Genomic DNA, 18,034 nt, shown 5'->3' with positions numbered 1-18,034 from the left:
GCGACAGTTTCTGCCTGACGACACGCCACAGGAACAGCGGATTGCCGACGATGTAGCGGCGCCACAGGCGGCCGGGTTCGATCCAGAGGCGGAACAGCCATTCGAGCCGCAGCCGGCGCAGCCACAGCGGCGCGCGCGGCACCGAGCCGCTCATGAAATCGAGCAGCGCGCCGACGGCCACCGGCAGCGTGCAATGGCGGCTGTCGATGTGGCGCTCGATCCACAATTCCTGGCGCGGCACGCCCATTGCGACGAGCAGCACGTCCGGCCGCAGCCTGGCGATGCGCTCGAGGATCGCCGGCTCCTCGGCGGCGGAGAAGAAGCCGTCATGGATGACGACGAATTTATGCTGCACCGCGAGCGTCGAAAGCTTCGCGCATGCGGCCTCGGCATTGGCGCGCGTCGTGCCGAGCAGCGCCACCGTCAGAGGATGGGACGAAGCCTGCAGGAACGCCGGAATGAAATCGGTGCCGTTGAGATTGCTGGGGAAAGGCGCGCCGTAAAGCAACTTTGCCGCCATGTCGACGCCGGCGCCATCGGGGAGGATGAGGAAGTTTTCCAGCGCCTCTGCAAAGACCGGATCGGTACAGGCAAGGTTGGCGTTGTGGGCGTTGAGGAAGCTCACCTTGGTGAAGCGGCGCTCGTCGATCAGCCGGGTGAGCAAGGCGATGGCCTCGTCCCAACGTATGGCAAGCACCGGAATGCCCAAGATGGTCTTGAGCGAGTCGAAGCCGAAGGCGGCGCGCGCGGCGTGCATGTTCATGCGGCGACCTCCTGCCAGACGGCGCCGAGCTTCTCCAGGCCGAGTCCGATCGCCGCGTCGAGCGCCTTCAACTGGCGGCGGTGGAAGGCGCTGCCATCGACATCGCGGACATTGGCGGCGGCCGCCTGGAGGGCGGCGGCGAAAGCGATCGGATCGTCGGCCACCACGCAGTTGTCGGGACGATAGCCGATGCCGCGCAGCGAGCGGCTGGTGGCGACGGACGGCAGGCCAAGCTCGAAGGTCTCGATGGTCTTCAACTGCACGCCGCTGCCGGCGGTGCTGATCAGGGGAATGACGGCGGCGCCGCACACGAAGGCCTGCGCATCCGGAACCCTGCCGACAAAGGAAACGCCGAGATGTGGCGAACTGACGCCGGAAGGCATGTTGCCGGCGATCCTGATGCGGAAGTCCGGTTCCAGATGCGGCACGACCTTGGTCAGGAACCAGTCGAGGCCGATGCGGTTGGGCTGCCAGGTCCAGGTGCCGATCAGCGCGGCGTCGCAATCGATATGGCGCTCGGCCTTGCTTGTCGGCGCCTGCGCGCGGGTCACCAGCGGCAGCACAGCCGAGCGTCCGTCGGAGGCAACGCCAAGTGCCTCACGGTCTTCCTCGGCCAGCGTGAAGACAAAGCGCGCGGCGCCGCAAAGGCGCTCTTCCATCACCTTGAGCAGCCTGGCCTCGCGACGGAACATCCAGCGCTGCAGAGCGCTGCCGGCCGCGGCGGCGTTCTCCTCCGCCGAGCGATGCTCGACATTGTGCCCCACAAAGACGATTGGACGATCAGCGAGAACCTTCTCGAACGCGCCGGCGAACTGCACCGAGTTGAGCACATAGCCATCGAAGGGACCGGCGCGTTCGATGGCGGCGCGAACCTCGGCGTCGGAAACGACACGCAGCTTGACGGAGGAGAAGGTAAGGCCTGACAGAACCGCCTTGCCCAGCCAGGCAAGTTTACGCAAAGCCGAAGCGCTTTCGGTGCGGACCTCGACGGCGTCGAGCACGATGGTGTTTTGCGGGTCGGCGGGGGCCTTGCCCGGCCAGATGAAACCGATCACCGTCACGCGCACGCCGGCGCGCCGCAGCGCGTCGATGATCGCAGCGTTGGCAATCTCGTAGCCCGAGGCGAGAGCGCCATCAGGCACGATCGATGTGGCAAACAGCAGATGCATCTCACCTATCCTTGGCTGCAGCCGGTAGCAAAACGCGGTGAAGCCTTGATTAAATGGCACCGTCAAAGGCCGAAGACCCGCCTTTTCCGACAGGCCGGCGAGAAGGTGATTAACGAAACGTTATCATCGCGATGCTATCGAGGGCTCGAACCCACGTTGCTGGAAACGGATGATCCCTTTGCCGTCCGACGCTTCTGTATCGATCGCGGGACGGTCGCCGGGACTTGCCGCCAAGACCGTCGAGGCGGTCGTGACGCTGCCGACCTTCAAGCGGCCGCAGCAGGTGCTGGAAACCTTGGCTTCTCTCAAGGCGCAGCGGACCGACCGGCACTTCGCCGTCATCGTCATGGAGAACGAGGCCGAGGCGCGCGAAGGTGCCAAGGCGGTGCTGCCGCTCTTCGAAAGCGGCGAGATGTCCGGCCTGGTGATCATCGCGCATCAGCGCGGCAATTGCAGCGCCTACAATGCCGGCTGGCAGACGGCGATCCTGCAGTTTCCCAATTTTCGCCACCTGCTGGTCATCGATGACGACGAGATCGCCGAGCCCGACTGGCTGGAGCGCATGTGTGGCGCCGCGGAGACGCTTCAGGCCGACATTGTCGGCGGCCCGCAGGTACCCGTCTTTGCCGATGCCTCGCATGCCCGATGGGCCGATCACCCGGTCTTTGCGCCGCCCTACCGTGAAACGGGACGCGTGCCGGCGCTCTATTCGTCCGGCAACCTGCTGGTAGGTCGGAACGTGCTCAAGGCGATGGGACCGCCCTTCCTCGACCTCAGGTTCAATTTCATGGGCGGCGGCGATTCCGACTTTCTCAGCCGTTCCGCGCAGAAAGGCTTCGTGCTCGGCTGGTGCGCCGAGGCAAAGGTCAACGAAACCGTGCCGGCCCGACGCGTCGAGGCCGACTGGATCCGCGCCCGATCCTTGCGCAACGGCGTGATCTCGACGCTCGTCGAAAAAAAGAAGCGGGCCGGCACGCCGTTTGCAGGCCTCAAGGTTTTCCTCAAAAGCCTGGCGCTGCTCGCCGCTTCGCCGTTGCGCGGCGCCGTCCGGCTGGCGCGCACCGGCTCGCTGACGAGCGGCCTCTACCCGGTCTATGTCGCGCTCGGCCGGGTGCTCGCCGAATTCGGATATGCCAATGAGCAGTACCGACAGCCTGAGAAGAATTGAGCGCGCGCCGCTCAGCGCCGCCTTCACCAGGGAAGGTGTGGCGACGGCTGTCGCGGCGCTTTTGTTCACCGTTATCATCGTCTCGTTCCGGCCCTTCCAGCCGGCGGGCGCTGAACTGACCGGCGACGGCGGCGACATCGTCAACCAGCTCGGTTTCGGCTCGCTTGGCGCGATCTCGATCTTCTCGTTGCTCGCCTTCGCTGATCCGCGCGTGGTGCGCTCGCTGGTGAGCCCGTCCTGGGCGCTGATGCTGGGGTTCTTCTTCCTGTCGGTGGTGCTCGCCACCGATCCGCCCGCGGCGATGCGGGCGGCCTCCTTCACCATGATCGGCATCATCACCGTGGCGACGATCCTGGTGCTGCCGCGCGACGCCGACGCCTTCGCCAGGGTGGTCATCTTCACCGCCGTCGTGGTGATCGGCCTTTCCTATATCGGTCTGATCGTCTTCCCGCACGAAGCGCTGCACACCGCCGACTCGCAGGAGCCGGAGCATGCCGGCCTGTGGCGCGGCGTCTTCACGCACAAGAACATCGCCGGTCCGGTGATGGCCTGCTTCAGCTTCGCCGGGCTCTATCTATTCCGGCGCGGCCAGCGCTGGTCGGGCGCCGGCATCTTCTGCGCGGCGATGGTGTTCATGCTCCACACCGGCTCCAAGACCACCGCCGGCCTCGTCCCGTTCTCGATCATGATCGTCGTGCTGCCGAGCCTCATCGGCATGCGGCTAGGCACGCCGGTCCTGTTCGCGCTGGCGATCATCGCGACCGCCATCGGCACGCTCGGCATCGTCTTCATCGCGCCGGTGAAGCATCTGGCGACGATCTATTTTCCGAACCTGACCTATACGGGACGCACCACGCTTTGGGAGTTCGCCGGCGAGATGCTGGCAAAGAAGCCATGGACCGGCTACGGCTACGAAAGTTTCTGGGGAACGCCGCTTTTGCTCAACCAGGATCAGCCCTTCGACCGGCCCTGGGATATCCGCACCATCGTGCATGGCCATGACGGCTATCTCGACATCGCCGTGCTGATGGGCATTCCGGCGCTCTGCGTCGCCATCTACACCTTCCTGATCGCACCTTTGCGCGACTACATGCGCATCCCGGCGCGCAAGGAAAACATCTTCCTCGGCGATTTCTTCATGATGGTGGTGCTGTTCACGGCGCTGAACGCCTTCCTGGAAAGCTTCTTCTTCCATCGCGGCGATCCTGTCTGGCTGTTCTTCGTGCTGGGCGTGCTAGGCTTAAGACAAGTCTCGCTGCGGCCGATCCCGGTCCGCGTCTCTCACTAGATGTTTGATCCCAGGCTTTGACGGGGCATCCTGACCTGTTCTTTGTTGGAGCATGATCTTCTCCGAAAACCGGTTCCCACTTTTCGGGGTCATGCTCTAATCCTGGACAGTCGATCTCTCGCGGCTGGACTTTTCCAGAGCTCCGCAATTGTCTAAGGAAGCCTCTTTTCGGAGGTTTTCATGACGATCAGGCTCGTTCTCGCCGGCTGTGGCAATATGGGTTACGCCATGCTCTCGGGCTGGCTGAAATCCGCCAAGCTCGAGCCGCAGGCGGTGTTCGTGGTCGAGCCCAATGCCGAGCTGCGAAGCCGCGCCGAGCATCTCGGCTGCCGCGCCGCGGCCGAGGCCGCCGACATTCCGGCCGATGCCGTGCCCGACCTCGTCGTCATCGCGGTGAAACCGCAGGTGATCCGCGAGGTGACGGCGCAGTACAAGCGCTTCGGCGACGGCAGGACCAGCTTTCTCAGCATCGCCGCCGGCACGCCGGTCGCGACCTTCGAGGAAATCCTGGGCGAGCTTGCACCGGTGGTCCGCTGCATGCCGAACACGCCTGCCGCGATCGGCAAGGGCATGATGGTGGTGTTTTCCAACCCGCTGGTCTCCGATGATCTCCGGCGCTTCGTCCTTGAGCTGCTTTCGGCCAGCGGCGTCGTGACGACGATCGACGACGAGGGCCTGATGGATGCCGTTACGGCCGTCTCCGGCTCCGGGCCGGCCTATGTCTTCCACTTCATCGAGGCGCTGACGGTTGCGGCCGAGAAGGCCGGCCTGCCGGCCGAGACCGCAAAGCTGCTTGCCATGCAGACCGTCTTCGGCGCCGCCTCGCTCGCCGCTGAAGCTGATGAGGAGCCAAGCGTGCTGCGCCAGCAGGTGACCAGCCCCAACGGCACCACCGCCGCCGCGCTTGCCGTGCTGATGGGCGGCGACCGCCTGACGAAGCTCGTCACCGAAGCCGTGGAATCCGCGCGGCTCAGGTCGATAGAGTTGGGCAAGTAGCACCCTGCCCGATCCGACAAACAGCCCAGCCTGGCATGCGCCAAGTCTGCCGGGGCCGACGACTGCCGTGGCGGCCAGAGCAATTCCAGGAAAAGCATGAGCGGTTTTCCGTCCGGAATTGCGTAACAAACTGGGGACAGGGCGTTTCGCCGTTTCCGTGACACGATGAAACGCCCGATTTTCCCAAACAATCGGTGGGTTTCCCTTTGGCCCAAGGATTGCCGATTGACTTTGGCATAGGCCACCCAGATAAAACTTTCGTTCGCCGACAAAAGCAAATGTTCATTCCCTCGATTTGAACATGCCAGCCTCGTCGGCGAGTGGGGAGTGCCTCTGCCGCAAGGCCGAGGCGTCGTTGAATTGCGGGCATCATCGCGCTTCGAGTTGAAGCAGATGCCCCCGGGGAGGTAGAATGGACACCATACTTGCAGGCTTAAAAGGCGCCATCGACACGCTCGGCGCGACAGTGCTTTTGCCGATCGTCATTTTCATCATCGCCGTGGTCCTTGGAGCCAAGGTCAGCAAGGCATTCCGCGCCGCCATCACGATCGGCGTCGCCTTCATCGGCATCAACCTCGTGCTCGGCTTGATGTTCACCTCGATCGGCGATGTCGCCAAGGCGATCGTCACCAACACCGGTATCCATCGCGACATCATCGATGTCGGCTGGCCGTCCGCCGCCGCGATCGCCTTCGGCTCGTCGGTCGGTCTTTGGGTCATCCCGGTCGGCATCCTGGTCAACATCGTGCTCCTGCTGACGCGCATGACACGCACGCTCAATGTCGACGTCTGGAACTTCTGGCATTTCGCCTTCGTCGGCTCGCTGGTGGTCGCCGCCACCAACAATCTGGCTTACGGCATCATCATCGCTGCGCTTGTCGCAGCACTTGCCCTGCTCTTCGCCGACTGGTCGGCGCGCGCGGTGCAGCAGTTCTACGGCGTGCCCGGCATTTCGGTGCCGCATCTCGCCTCGGCGCAGATCCTGCCGATTGCCATCATCCTCAACTGGATCATGGATCGAATCCCCGGGATCAACCGCATCAATATCAGCACCGAGACCATCGAGCGCCGCTTCGGCGTCTTCGGCGAGCCGGTGATACTCGGGTTGATCATCGGCCTGGTGCTCGGCCTGATCGCCTTCTACAACGCCGGCGACCTCGGTACGGTGCTGGCCAAGGTGCTCGGCACCGGCATGACGCTGGCGGCGGTGATGCTGCTTTTGCCGCGCATGGTGAAGATCCTGATGGAAGGCCTGCTCCCGGTTTCGGACGCCGCGCAGGAATTCGTGCGCAAGCGCACCGGCGACCGCGAGCTGCTGGTCGGGCTCGACTCCGCCATCCTGATCGGCCATCCGGCGGCGATCTCTTCGTCGCTGATCCTGGTGCCGATCGCGATCATCCTGTCGATCATCCTGCCCGGCAACCGCGTCATCCTGTTCGCCGACCTTGCCGTCATCCCCTTCATCGTCGCGATGACCGCGCCGCTGGTCAGGGGCAATGTCTTCCGCATGGTGGTGATCGGCACGGTGACGCTCGCCGTCGGCTTCTACGTCGCCAACGCGCTGGCGCCGCTGTTCACGAGTGCTGCCGTCGCCTCGGGCTTCAAGCTGCCGGCGGATGCGCTGCAGATCACCTCGGTGGTGGACGGCTTCCTCTGGGTTCCCTATGTGATCATCGAAGCGATCCAGGGGCTCGGCGTGATCGGCATCGTCGTCATCGCGGTGGTCATCGCGGCGCTGTTCCTGTTCTACCGCCGCAATCCGCTCGGCTGGGAACGCGCCGCTGGCGCCGAGGACGAGCCGGCCGAAGGCGCTGCCTGAGCTTACCTGAATTGAAACGGTCGGGCGCCCAAAGCCGATGCGGCGGGCGCCCGGTCCGCATCGAATGGAGTAACCCTTGTCGAACGGCCTGATCCAACTGCTGGACCCCGAGGCGGTCGTCCTCGGCTCCGACGCCTCGACCAATGAGGAGATCATCCGCATCCTGGCCTCCAGGCTGGAGGCGCTGGGCTACGTCAAGAGCAGCTACGCCGACGCCGTCGTGCGGCGCGAGATGACGATCCCGACAGGCCTGCCGCTGGAGCGCGCCGACAATGTCGCGGTGCCGCATACCGACCCCGAGCACGTGCTGAAGCCCGGGGTCGCGATGGGCACGCTCAAGCGGCCCGTCACCTTCGCCAATATGGAAGATCCCGACGAGAAGCTGCCGGTGGGCTTCGTCTTCCTGCTTGCCATCAATGACAAGGACAAGCAGATTGACACGCTGCAGACCGTCATGGCCACCATCCAGAATCCGGCGGCGCTGGATGGCTTGAGGACGGCCAGGACCTTCGAGGACGTCCGCGCCATTCTCGGCTGACAAAAGGGAAGAACATGTCCAGACAGAAAACCATTCTTTTTGCCTGCGGCACGGGTGTCGCAACCTCGACGGCGGTCAACGCCGCGGTGACCGAAGCGATGAAGAAGCGCGGCCTGACCTTTCACGCCCAGCAGGCCAAGGCCACGGAAGTGCCCGGACTGGCCGACAGCGTCGACTTCATCGTCGCCACGACGCCAATCTCGGCATCCGTGAAAAAGCCAGTGATAAAGGGGCTCGCCTTCCTCACCGGCATCGGCAAGGACAAGGCGCTGGACGAGATCGAGGCGGAGCTGCGCAAATAGAGCAATTCCAGGAAAAGTGTGAGCGGTTTTCCGTCCGGAATTGCGTCAAACCGAGATAGAGCCGGCTCAACCCGGCAGGGCTGGCGAGACGATCTTTGTTCCGTAGAGCATGTCATCCTGACGCCGGCGCAGGGCGTAGAGCCTCGTCGTCCGGTCCGGCGCGGCATTGTCCTCGGTAGCAACTCGCCCTTCTTCACCGGCTTCAGCACCTTGCCGCCTTCGAGCAAGCCGACCGGGACCGCGCGACGGGCTCGGGCGTCGGTGACGGTCATGGTCCAGGAGCGGTAGCAGGTCTCGCCGATGGCATCGAAGGCCTCCCCAGCGGCAAGGTCGCGCTTGGCGACCGCGCAGACTTCCGCCACCGGCCTCGGCAGGGGCACCATGTCGGGCTTGCCGTAAAGCATGATGCGGGCGGCGGTGAGCGGCACCTCCAGCGAGGTCAGGTGATAAGGTCTAAACAAGCCGTAATACGGGCCTTGGCCGACATGCAGATCGTCCATGCGCTCGACGACCCGCGGATGCATCGCCTCGACGATGACGAACACGCCGGGCGCCACGCCCTTGCCGATCGTGTAGTCGACGGCACCTTTCCTCGACAGGAGGCCGCCATCCTCTTTCGGGATCAGCACCCGGGCCAGTTGATCGCGATCGGCCTTGGGGCCGTGCATGCCCGGGACATCCGGGACCAGACCGGTGGCATTGGCGATGGCGCACATCTCGACCATGGTCTTCGAACCGTCGACGAACTCGACCAGCATGCGCGGGTTCATGTTGCGGCGCGCCGCCTCCTCCCGGTAGTCGTCCGGAACGGCATCGTGGTTAAGCGGATTGTTCTTGCCCTTGCCGGCCGCGACGATGCCCAACCCAAGCGGCGAGGCGAACTCGATCAGTTCCATGCAGCTTGAGGGCTCATCGCCGGCGCCGACCGAGTAGACGACACCCAGCCGGTCGGCCTGCTGCTTCAGGTAGCAGCCGATGGTCACATCGGCCTCGACATTCATCATCACCAAGTGCTTGCCATGCTCCATGGCCATCAGGTCGAAATCGGCCGCGACGCCCGGCTTGCCGGTGGCGTCGATGACGACGTCGATCAGCGGATTGGTGACCAGCATCTCGTTCGAGGTGATGGCGATCCTGCCGCCTTCGATCGCCCGGGTGACCTTGGAATCGGTTTCGGCTTCTATCGCCATAGGCGATGCGGATCGCTTCTCGGGCCGTATGCGGGCGCCGCGTGGAAATGGCCGCGATCGAGACGCCCGGCATCAGCATGCCCTGCGTCACCAGATCGGTCCCCATCTCGCCCGAGCCGACGACGCCGATGCGCACCGGCCTGCCCTCGGCGGCACGTCGGGCAAGATCGCGGGCAAGCCCGGTCAAGGCGATATTGGTCATGCAAGGAAACTCACGGCTTTTTTGCTTCCGGCCCGAAATAAAGGGAACGATCCGCGTTTGCCAATCAAACCAGGCTGAAATGGCGATTTCTTGCGCTTGCTTTGCAAGGCTGCAGCAGATTTCGCGGGAGCTTTTGCACCACCAGCGCGCGATTCGCCGTTTCTTTCAGACCATTAACCATTGCAGTGCGCTTTGAACGGGAAAAGCTCCGACGGGCTCCCCGGTTTCTGTGCCATTTTTGCTACAGGCTTTGGTCCTAATGCCCGGAATCACGCTTTTAAGGGGTGTCTAATCCATTATATGCTCACAACCGCGAAAAATCTGATAGATACTGGCTGAAAGCTCCGGTGGCAGGCTTGGGCAAATAGCGCCAATAAAAAAACAATGGCGCGGGGATAGTCACGGGGTAGAAATGACTAGGACGGGTAAAGTAACCGTCGGCTGGAGCCTTGCGCTTGCGGTCACGGTGTCGATGCTGGCGTGTGGAAACGCCAGTGCACTCACACTCAAAGAAGCCGTTGCCGTCGCAGTGGAATCCAATCCGGAGATTGGACAGGCGATCGAGAACCGCGAAGCGATCGAGTTCGAACTGCGCCAGGCGAAAGGCCTTTATCTTCCCAGCGTCGATCTGGAAGCGTCGACCGGCGTTCGCCGCCTGGACAACGATACAAGGCGCGCGCTCGACGAGGATCACAAAGCCCTCTATCCAAACGAAGCTGACCTCACCGTGTCGCAGACGCTTTATGACAGCGGCGCGCGACGCGCGGAACTGAACCGCCAGGCCTCGCGGGTCGACGGGGCTTCCTTCCGGGTTCTGGAACGGTCCGAATTCATCGGGCTCGCGGTGGTCCAGGACTATCTTGAATATATGCTGCAAGCCTCGATCGTTGCCGAGGCCAAGAAGAACCTTGGCTTCCATCAGTCCATCCTCGGCGACATCAAGCAAGGCATCGCGGGCGGCGCGCTCAACGAGGCCGACCGGCAACAGGCCGAGGAACGTCTCTTTGCCGCCAAAGCGCGGATGCAGGAGGCGACCGAAGAACTCGAGGCGGCCAAGATCCGCTTCTTCAAGAATGTCGGCAAGCCGCTGACCAACCCATCGCGCCCGGCCGACGTCGCGGCCGCCCTGCCGCGGTCGCTGGACGATGCGATCGGGCTCGCCAGGCAGAACAATCCGCGCGTCCATATGGCCAACAGCGATATCGACGCGGCGGCTTCGCTGGTCGATGCTGCGCGGGCGAAATACGGCCCGACGATCACCGCCGAGGGCGTTGCCCGAGGCGGCTATGACATCGATGGCGACAATGGTGATGCGAGCGACCTGCAGGCCCGGGTGGTGCTGCGCTGGAACCTTTATCGCGGCGGCATCGACAAGGCCAACGAACAGGAACAGATCCGCCGCACCAGCGAGCAGCGTCTTGCGATGCACCAGGTGCTTCGCGAGATCGAGGAAGCCGTCCGCACCTCGTGGGACCGCCGCTTCCGCCAGGCCGATCTCGCAAAGACACTGCGGCAGCAGGCAGCCACCAATGAAAAGCTCGTTGCTTCCTATCGCGAGCAGTTCAAGGTCGGGCAGCGCTCGCTGCTCGATGTGCTCGATGCCCAGAACACGCGCTTCAACACCGCGACGCTGGCCGACACGTCGTCCTACGCATCGCTGTTTGCCGAGTACCGGCTGCTCGCCGCAACCGGGGAATTGCTGAAGACGCTCAACATCCAGCCGCCGAAGCAGGCCACGGCGTATGCGCAGACCGAGTTCGGCGTGCCCGCAACGGCCGATACCGAGACCTACGCGCGCACGCCGTCGGAACAGAAGAACGATCTGCCGTTCGACATCCTCGCGCCGGTCAGGAAAAAGTAGTCGATGTAAGCATCGATCTTCGGTCCTTCGGGGCAGATCGTGAACCAGCAACCGAACATCCTGTCGCCCAAGGAGGCCTTCAAGGCCTGCTTCTGCGCCGTTGCGGCCTATCTCGGCCGGCCGAGCGCGGAAACAGTGCTGTTTGCAGGCGTGCCGATTTCGGAGACGCGCATCGAGCCGGATGAAATCCGCCATCTGGCCGAGCGCATCGGCCTGGAGGTCCAGGATTTCAACCATCGCGATTTCCTGCGCGGCCGCTTCGACCTTCCGGCGATCGTCTTCCGCGCCAGCCAGTTGCCGATCGCTCTCCTGGCGGAAATCGAGGGCGGGCAATATCTAACCGCGCCGCAGGAAAACGGCCGCACCACGATCGGCAGGGCCGAGCTCGCCGAAAGCTATATAAGCGGCGGCACGTCCTTTTCGATCACCTACGCCAACCAGGCCGAGGAGATGACGGTCGGCACGGCCGCGCGGATCGAAAGGCGCCACTGGCTGACCGGCACGATGGGGGCGTTCTGGCGCACCTATTCCAAGGTGGTGCTGTCGGCGGTCTTCATCAATCTGCTGGCGATCGCCTCGCCGATCTTCACCATGAACGTCTACGACCGCATCCTGCCGAACAAGGCGATCTCGACGCTTTGGGTGCTGGCGCTCGGCATCGGCGCGGCGATCCTGTTCGACCTGCTGCTCAAGACGGCCAGGGCGTCGCTGATCGACTATGCCGGCCGCAAGGCGGACCTGCGGATTTCCTATCTGCTGTTCGAGAAAGTGCTGAATTCCTCGCTTTCGGCGCGGCCCGGGTCGACGGGCGAATATGCAAACCGCGTCACGCAATACGAGTTCGTGCGCGAGTTCTTCACCTCGAGCACGATCAGCGTCTTCATCGACACGATCTTCGTCTTCGTCTTCCTGGCTGTGATCTACGCCATCGGCGGCTGGCTGGTGATCATACCGGCGCTGGCTTTCATCATCTCTGTCGTTGTCGGACTGATCACGCAGCGGCGGATCGGAAAGCGGGTCGCCGCCTCGATGAACGAAGCGTCGCAGCGCCAGGCCCTTTTGGTCGAATCCATTTCCACGCTTGAGACGATCAAGTCGCTGCGCGCCGAAGCCTATCTGCTGCGCAAATGGGGCGAGCATTCGAAGAACGCAGCCAACACGTCGGAGAAGATCAAGGAACTCTCGGCGGCGGCGGGCAACATCACCGGCGCCATCCAGCAATTCGTGACGGTCGCCCTGGTGGTAGCCGGCGCTTACGCGTTCTCGGAAGGCCAGGTTTCGACAGGCGCCATCATCGGCACAGTGATGCTCGCCGGTCGCGCCGTGGCGCCGCTCGGCCAGATCGCCATCACGCTTGCCCGCTTCCGGCAGGCGATGCTGTCGCTCAGGATCATCAACACGATCATGGCGCAGCCGGAGGATCGGCCCGATACGGTGGGTTTCGTCAACCGGCCGATCCGCAGCGGCGCGTTCGTCTTCAAGAATGTCGGCTTCGCCTATCCGGGCACGGAGAACGAGGTCCTGAGCGGGCTCAACATCGCGGTCCGGCCCGGCGAGCGCGTCGGCATCATCGGCCGCATCGGCTCCGGCAAGACCACGATGGGCCGGCTGATCGGCCGGCTCTTCCTGCCGACCTCGGGAGAGCTGCTCGTCGACGGCATCGACATCCGCCAGTACCACCCCTCGGAGGTCCGCGCCGCGGTCGGCATCGTCGCGCAGGCCGGCGACCTGTTTTCGGGAACCATCAAGGAGAACCTCCTGATGGCGGCGCCGGAAGCGACCGACGAGGAGATCATCGAAGCGGCGAAGGCCGCTGGCGTCGACGACTTCGTCTCGCGGCATCCGCGCGGCTACGACATGAATGTCGGCGAACGGGGCACCAATCTGTCGGGCGGGCAAAGGCAGGCGGTGGCGATCGCGCGGCTGCTTCTGACCAAGCCGAAGATCGTCTTTCTGGACGAGCCGTCGGGTTCGATGGACCTCGCTTCCGAACGGCAGTTGATCAAGCAGCTCAAGGTGGCGTTCGACCGCAACACGACGCTGATCGTGTCGACCCATCGCTACAGCATGCTGGAGCTGGCCGACCGCCTCATCGTCATCGAGCAGGGCCGTGTCGTCGCCGACGGGCCGAAGGAACAAGTGATCCAGGCCCTGCAGAAGGGCAGTGCCTGACCGGAACATATAGACATGCTTGCAAGGGAAGACCGGCCACCTCTATTCGCCTCGGCCTCCGTCTACATCATCGGAGCGCTGTTCGTGTGCTTCACGGCCTGGGCGTCCTTTGCCGAGGTCGACGAGATCGCGCGCGGCGAAGGCAAAGTGATACCCGCTTCGAAGACGCAGATCATCCAGGCCAGCGAAGCCGGCGTCGTGCAGGAGATCGCCGTCCAGATCGGCCAGATCGTCAAGAAGAACGACCTCATCATCCGTCTCGACAATTCGGGCAACACGTCGAGCCTGGGCGAAGAGAAGGCCAAGGCGAGAGCGCTGCAGGCACGCATCGCCCGGCTGCAGTTCGAGCAGAGCGGCAATGTCGAAGGCTCGTTCCCCTGCCCCACGGAAATCCAGACGGTCGCACCGGAAATCTGCGACAACGAGCAAAAGCTGCTCGTCGCGCGCCGCGACAATTTCGAGGTCAAGCTGTCGGTGCTCAAATCACGCCTCGACCAGCGCGAGAAGGAACTCGACGAGGCCACCGCCAATGCCGACCGCCTGTCCAAGAGCCTTGCCGTCACCGACCAGGAAGCGGCGCTGGTCGAACCCATGGTCAAGAAAGGCCTGATGGCCAGGACCGAACAGATCCGCGTCGAGCGGGAACAGACCGACCTTCGCGGACAGCTTACCCTTGCCGGCGAGACCATCAAGAAGACCCAGGGGGCAATCACAGAAGCGCAGCTTCAGGTGAACGAATTGGGGCTGCAATTGCAGCAGGAGGCATTGAGCGACCTGACGCAGGCGCTGGCCGATCTGTCCGTGGTCGACGAAACCATCCGCGGCGCCACCGACAAGGTGGCGCGCACCGACATCCGCTCGCCGGTCGACGGCATCGTCAACACGCTCGACGTCAACACGCTCGGCGCCTTCGTGCAGCCGGGCGCGGTGGTGGCCGGCATCGTGCCGACCTCCGAGACACTGCTGGTCGAGGCTCGTGTTTCGCCGCGCGACGTCGCCTTCATCCAGCCGGACCAGGAGGCGCTGATCAAGGTCACGGCCTATGATTTCTCGATCTTCGGCGGCATCGAGGGCAAGGTCTCGAACATCACCGCCGACAGCCTCGTCGACCAGAAGACGGGCGAGCCTTATTACCAGGTGCGGGTCGCCACTGAAAAATCGACGCTTACAAGGAACGGCAAAACCTATTCGATCATCCCCGGCATGATCTGCTCGGTCGACATCAAGACCGGGCGCAAGACGATCCTCAACTATCTTTTGAAGCCCATCAACAAGGCGCGCCAGGAGGCGATGAGTGAGCGATAGCGCCGTCCACCCGGAGACTTCGCGCGAGCGGCTGCTGCCGGCGCTCGCGGCCGAGGATTTCGGCCCGGAATTCCGCGTCGTGGCGCGCGGCGGCGTGCGTCGCGGCATCCGGCTCGAGCATGCCTTCTGGGTGTCGCTGAAGCAGATGGCGGAAAGCCGCAAATGCACGATCGGCATGCTGGTCGAGGAGATCGCCGAACAACATCCCGACCAGGGCAACCTCACCTCGGCGATCCGGGTCGCCTGCATGCGCGGCCTTGCCGAGGAGAGCATGGAGCTGCGCAAGCTCGCTTCGATCCGCACGATCAACGCGATCCTGGTCGCCTGCCCGTCGCCCGCTTTCGCGCTGTCCTCCTCCAAGAAGATCCTGGCCTTCAACACGCCATTCCAGCAGCTGGTCAGGCGCCAGTTGCCGAGCGTGCCCGGCGAGGATGGGCGGCAGGATCTGAAGCTGGCGCTCGACCTCAACGTTCCCGATATCTTCGCCCGGCTCTACGCCAACAGCGAAACACCCATCACCAGCGGTTTCGTCATCGGCGCCGGCGAGCGCCGCTATCGCGGCCAGCTCAGCGCCGTGCGCGCGCCAGTCACCGAGCCGGAACTTTTGATGGCCTTCGTCTTCAACGGGTAGAGTAAGCGCAGGAAGAACGCGCAGCGGCTTCCTGCGCTTCCGCGTGTCGCGGAAGGATCGCCGCCTCCGTCTACTGCCTCGGATCCGAAGCCACTGACGGTTCCGGCGCGCCTTCGCCCGGCGCCACCGTCGCGAAGCCGCCGGCGATGTCGGCCATCTGCGCGCCGGACTTCGACCCATGGATCCAGGCGCGATCGGTGCTGAAGGAATAGAGCGGAACATAGTCAGGCAGATCGCTGTCGCGCAGGACGGCGTTGCCGAGGCTGTCGAGGATGAAGGCGCCGCTTCCGGTGCTCACCGACAGCACGGCATGGAAGAACTTGCGGCGGCGGTCCTGGAGCACCACCAGCGACATGCTCTGCGCCGGGATGCCGGCCCTGAGCAGCGCCGCCATCTTCAATATGGCGAAATCCTCGCAATCGCCGGCGCGGTGCTCGAGGATCTCCGAGGGCTTCGCCCAATAGTCGAGCTTGCCGTAGACGACGCTGTCCTTGCGATAGGCGATCAGGCGGTTGATGCTTGAGTTGACGAAGGACAGCTTCTCGCGAAAACCCTTGCCGGCGGCAATGTTGACGATCTCGGCGAAAACCGGGCTCTCGCGGTCGCAGGGGCTGCCGGCGGTGCAATCGACGATAGCCTTGTAGACGGGAGCCCAGCGCGCCGCGACGGGAAAGTTGCGCATCGACAAAGCGACCGAACCGAAGACGCCAGGGATGATCGCGGCGGTCTGGATCGGGTCGATGCCGGGATCGGCCGTGGCGGTCGAGTGCGCTTCAACCTGATAAGGTACCATCGGCGCATAGCCCGCCGAAACGTCGGCGATCCGGTGGACGGCGGCAGGTTGCCATGGCTGCGGCCGGTTCAGCGGAACGCCGCCGAGGCTCGTCGGCGCAAGCACCTTTTGCAGGGCCGGATCCGCGCCCGAATTCATGCTGGCTAATGACGGATTTGCCTGAACGGCAAGGCCGATTGCCAGCAAGAGTAGCTTGATCCCCGTCGTCCCCGGGGCTGCTCTTTGTATTTTCATAACGCCCACCTTTGACTGTGGACGCTACCTATCTTGTCTCAAATTATCGGAAAGGAAGGTAGGTAAATTTCTGCGAATCACGCTATTCTGTTTTACATCAAGTTTTATTCAAATTTATACTTTCATTTACCAAACCGAGGCAACGCGCCTAAGCCGGCCCCACATTCTTTAAGAGAACGCATATCTGGGTATATCATCGCAATTTACCAAGTGTAAAAAATGCGATTCTCTACATATTCGAATATATGAAATGGGTTGAAGGTCTGTTGCAAAGACCGGGCCTGACATGTCTCTTTCCGGGAAATGCCGGAGGGGCTTTAGCTATGACGACCAATATCGAATTCGACGCCGTTTCAAATTCCTGGGACGAGCACACCAGCGCCGCTGAAAACCAGATTTCGACGGGTGTCCAGGTCGCGCAGGCGACCACCGGCCAGGCGGCGAGCGAGCCGGTGCCGGTCGATGTCGGCAGTGGCGCGCCGGGGCAGGGCGCGGCCAATGCGCCGGCCGCAAACCAGCCGGCGGCCAATGCCCCCGCCGCCAACGCTCCGGCGTCCCATGCCGCCCAAGGAAACGCACCGGCCGCAAACGCGCCGGCGGCGAATGCCGCGGCTTCGAACGTCGCGCATGAATATCACGCCGAAGCCGGCAATGTCGTGAAGCTTCCGGCCAATGTCTCGATCGACAATATCAAGGTCGACGGCCACAACCTTGTGCTGGTGCAGCCCGACGGCTCCGAGATCGTCATCAAGGACGGCGCGCTGAACGTGCCGACCTTCATCCTCGGCGATGTCGAGGTGCCGCGCGTGGCGCTGATAGCCGCGCTCGAGGCCAGCCATGTCGATGTCGCCTTCGGCGCCGACGGCTCGATCTCGGCCGGTGGCAACGGCTCGCCGGGCAGCGCGGGTGGAAATTTCGAACATCCCGCCAGCGGCATCGGCGACGGCTTCGGCCTCACCTCCCTGCTGCCGCCGACGGACCTCGCGTTCGGCCAGCCGGAGCATCGCGAGCTGTTCCCGGGATTGGTTGAGAAGGATTCGACGATCTCGCTGACAGGCGCTCCGCCGACGCTGGTGGTGGACGAAAGCTATTTGCCGGACGGCTCTCATACCGGCCCCGGCTCGACCACCGATGCGCTGAGCTTTGCCAATATATTCACGGTGGTGCCGGGCACCGGCACGCCCACGGTCAGCTATGCCCTGAGCGTGACCTCGCAGGGCGAAACGTCGAATCTGGTCGACTCGGCCACCGGCCAGGCGGTGGTGTTAGTGCTCAACGGCAATACGGTCGAGGGACATGTTGGCGATGCCGGTGGTGCGGTGGTGTTCACGATGAGCGTCAACACGACGACCGGAGTGGTGACACTGACGCAGGACCGCGCCGTGCACCAGGACAATCTGTCCAACACGCCGGACGACGGCATCAGCCTAGCCTCAAATCTGGTGAAGCTGACCGCAACCGTGACGGATCCCGGCGGCCACACCGCCAGTGCTTCGGCCGACCTCGGCGGCAGCGCCACCTTCCGTGACGACGTGCCGACGGCGAACGCCGACACCAACAGCGTCGCGGCGGGCAGCCATGCCGAGATCTCGGGCAATGTGCT

The 18,034-nt window shown here is 63.7% G+C and carries 14 protein-coding genes and 2 pseudogenes; 12 read left to right on the top strand and 4 right to left on the bottom strand.

The window, feature by feature from the left end; translation table 11 throughout:
- Window positions 1-7: 7 nt before the first annotated feature.
- Together FJW06_RS25980 and FJW06_RS25975 are read right to left on the bottom strand one after the other, a co-directional pair.
- Window positions 8-763, bottom strand: a pseudogene (locus tag FJW06_RS25980) (WecB/TagA/CpsF family glycosyltransferase); the annotation flags it as partial.
- Window positions 760-1,932: a glycosyltransferase family 4 protein gene (locus FJW06_RS25975; protein WP_140755913.1), complete on the bottom strand. Its 1,173-nt coding sequence runs from the start codon at window positions 1,930-1,932 to the stop codon at window positions 760-762. The gene FJW06_RS25975 and the pseudogene FJW06_RS25980, both read right to left, overlap by 4 nt.
- Before the next feature lie 169 nt (window positions 1,933-2,101).
- Between FJW06_RS25975 and FJW06_RS25970 the strand changes: the two genes are divergently transcribed.
- From FJW06_RS25970 to FJW06_RS25945, 6 genes are all read left to right on the top strand, one after another.
- A complete protein-coding gene (locus FJW06_RS25970; protein WP_140755911.1) occupies window positions 2,102-3,100 on the top strand; it encodes a glycosyltransferase in 999 nt (332 codons plus the stop codon).
- Complete coding sequence (locus FJW06_RS25965) at window positions 3,069-4,388, top strand: O-antigen ligase (protein WP_140755909.1); 1,320 nt, start codon at window positions 3,069-3,071, stop codon at window positions 4,386-4,388. The genes FJW06_RS25970 and FJW06_RS25965 overlap by 32 nt, the downstream gene beginning before the upstream one ends.
- Window positions 4,389-4,568: 180 nt before the next feature.
- Entirely contained in the window at window positions 4,569-5,384 is an 816-nt protein-coding gene (proC, locus tag FJW06_RS25960; RefSeq protein ID WP_140755907.1) for a pyrroline-5-carboxylate reductase, read from the top strand.
- Between the two features lie 412 nt (window positions 5,385-5,796).
- Window positions 5,797-7,203, top strand: coding sequence for a PTS transporter subunit IIC (locus FJW06_RS25955; RefSeq protein WP_140755905.1), 1,407 nt, complete (start codon window positions 5,797-5,799; stop codon window positions 7,201-7,203).
- A 76-nt stretch (window positions 7,204-7,279) separates the two neighbouring features.
- On the top strand, window positions 7,280-7,741 hold the full coding sequence (locus tag FJW06_RS25950) for a PTS sugar transporter subunit IIA (RefSeq protein WP_140755903.1): 462 nt from the start codon (window positions 7,280-7,282) through the stop codon (window positions 7,739-7,741).
- Window positions 7,742-7,755: 14 nt separating this feature from the next.
- Complete coding sequence (locus tag FJW06_RS25945; protein WP_040988125.1) at window positions 7,756-8,043, top strand: PTS sugar transporter subunit IIB; 288 nt, start codon at window positions 7,756-7,758, stop codon at window positions 8,041-8,043.
- A gap of 66 nt (window positions 8,044-8,109) precedes the next feature.
- Here FJW06_RS25945 and FJW06_RS25940 read toward each other — a convergent pair.
- Window positions 8,110-9,369, bottom strand: a pseudogene (locus FJW06_RS25940) (NAD(P)H-dependent oxidoreductase).
- Here FJW06_RS25940 and FJW06_RS30720 point away from each other — a divergent pair.
- The 5 genes from FJW06_RS30720 (at window position 9,281) to FJW06_RS25920 (ending at window position 15,404) form a co-directional block, all read left to right on the top strand.
- Window positions 9,281-9,631: a hypothetical protein gene (locus FJW06_RS30720; RefSeq protein ID WP_246674847.1), complete on the top strand. Its 351-nt coding sequence runs from the start codon at window positions 9,281-9,283 to the stop codon at window positions 9,629-9,631. The pseudogene FJW06_RS25940 and the gene FJW06_RS30720 sit on opposite strands and share 89 nt — an antisense overlap.
- A 216-nt stretch (window positions 9,632-9,847) precedes the next feature.
- Complete coding sequence (locus tag FJW06_RS25935) at window positions 9,848-11,296, top strand: TolC family outer membrane protein (RefSeq protein WP_140755901.1); 1,449 nt, start codon at window positions 9,848-9,850, stop codon at window positions 11,294-11,296.
- 39 nt (window positions 11,297-11,335) lie between these two features.
- Window positions 11,336-13,468, top strand: a complete 2,133-nt coding sequence (locus tag FJW06_RS25930) for a type I secretion system permease/ATPase (protein WP_140755899.1) — start codon at window positions 11,336-11,338, stop codon at window positions 13,466-13,468.
- A gap of 15 nt (window positions 13,469-13,483) precedes the next feature.
- Window positions 13,484-14,773 carry an HlyD family type I secretion periplasmic adaptor subunit gene (locus FJW06_RS25925; RefSeq protein ID WP_140755897.1) on the top strand — a complete coding sequence of 430 codons (1,290 nt, stop codon included), beginning with the start codon at window positions 13,484-13,486 and terminating at the stop codon, window positions 14,771-14,773.
- Entirely contained in the window at window positions 14,763-15,404 is a 642-nt protein-coding gene (locus tag FJW06_RS25920) for a ribbon-helix-helix domain-containing protein (protein WP_140755895.1), read from the top strand. The genes FJW06_RS25925 and FJW06_RS25920 overlap by 11 nt, the downstream gene beginning before the upstream one ends.
- 70 nt (window positions 15,405-15,474) lie before the next feature.
- Here FJW06_RS25920 and FJW06_RS25915 read toward each other — a convergent pair whose 3' ends face one another.
- Entirely contained in the window at window positions 15,475-16,431 is a 957-nt protein-coding gene (locus tag FJW06_RS25915) for a transglutaminase-like cysteine peptidase (protein WP_140755893.1), read from the bottom strand.
- 323 nt (window positions 16,432-16,754) lie between these two features.
- On the opposite strand from FJW06_RS25915, the gene FJW06_RS25910 reads away from it, so the two are divergent.
- Window positions 16,755-18,034 (top strand): DUF5801 repeats-in-toxin domain-containing protein (locus tag FJW06_RS25910; RefSeq protein WP_246674843.1); only part of this gene is annotated, 1,280 nt, incomplete at its 3' end.

This window comes from Mesorhizobium sp. B4-1-3, from assembly GCF_006439355.1.
In the GTDB taxonomy this organism is placed as follows: domain Bacteria; phylum Pseudomonadota; class Alphaproteobacteria; order Rhizobiales; family Rhizobiaceae; genus Mesorhizobium.
Note: the sequence above shows the minus strand (reverse complement) of the source record. Positions and strands in the feature narration are given on the sequence as shown.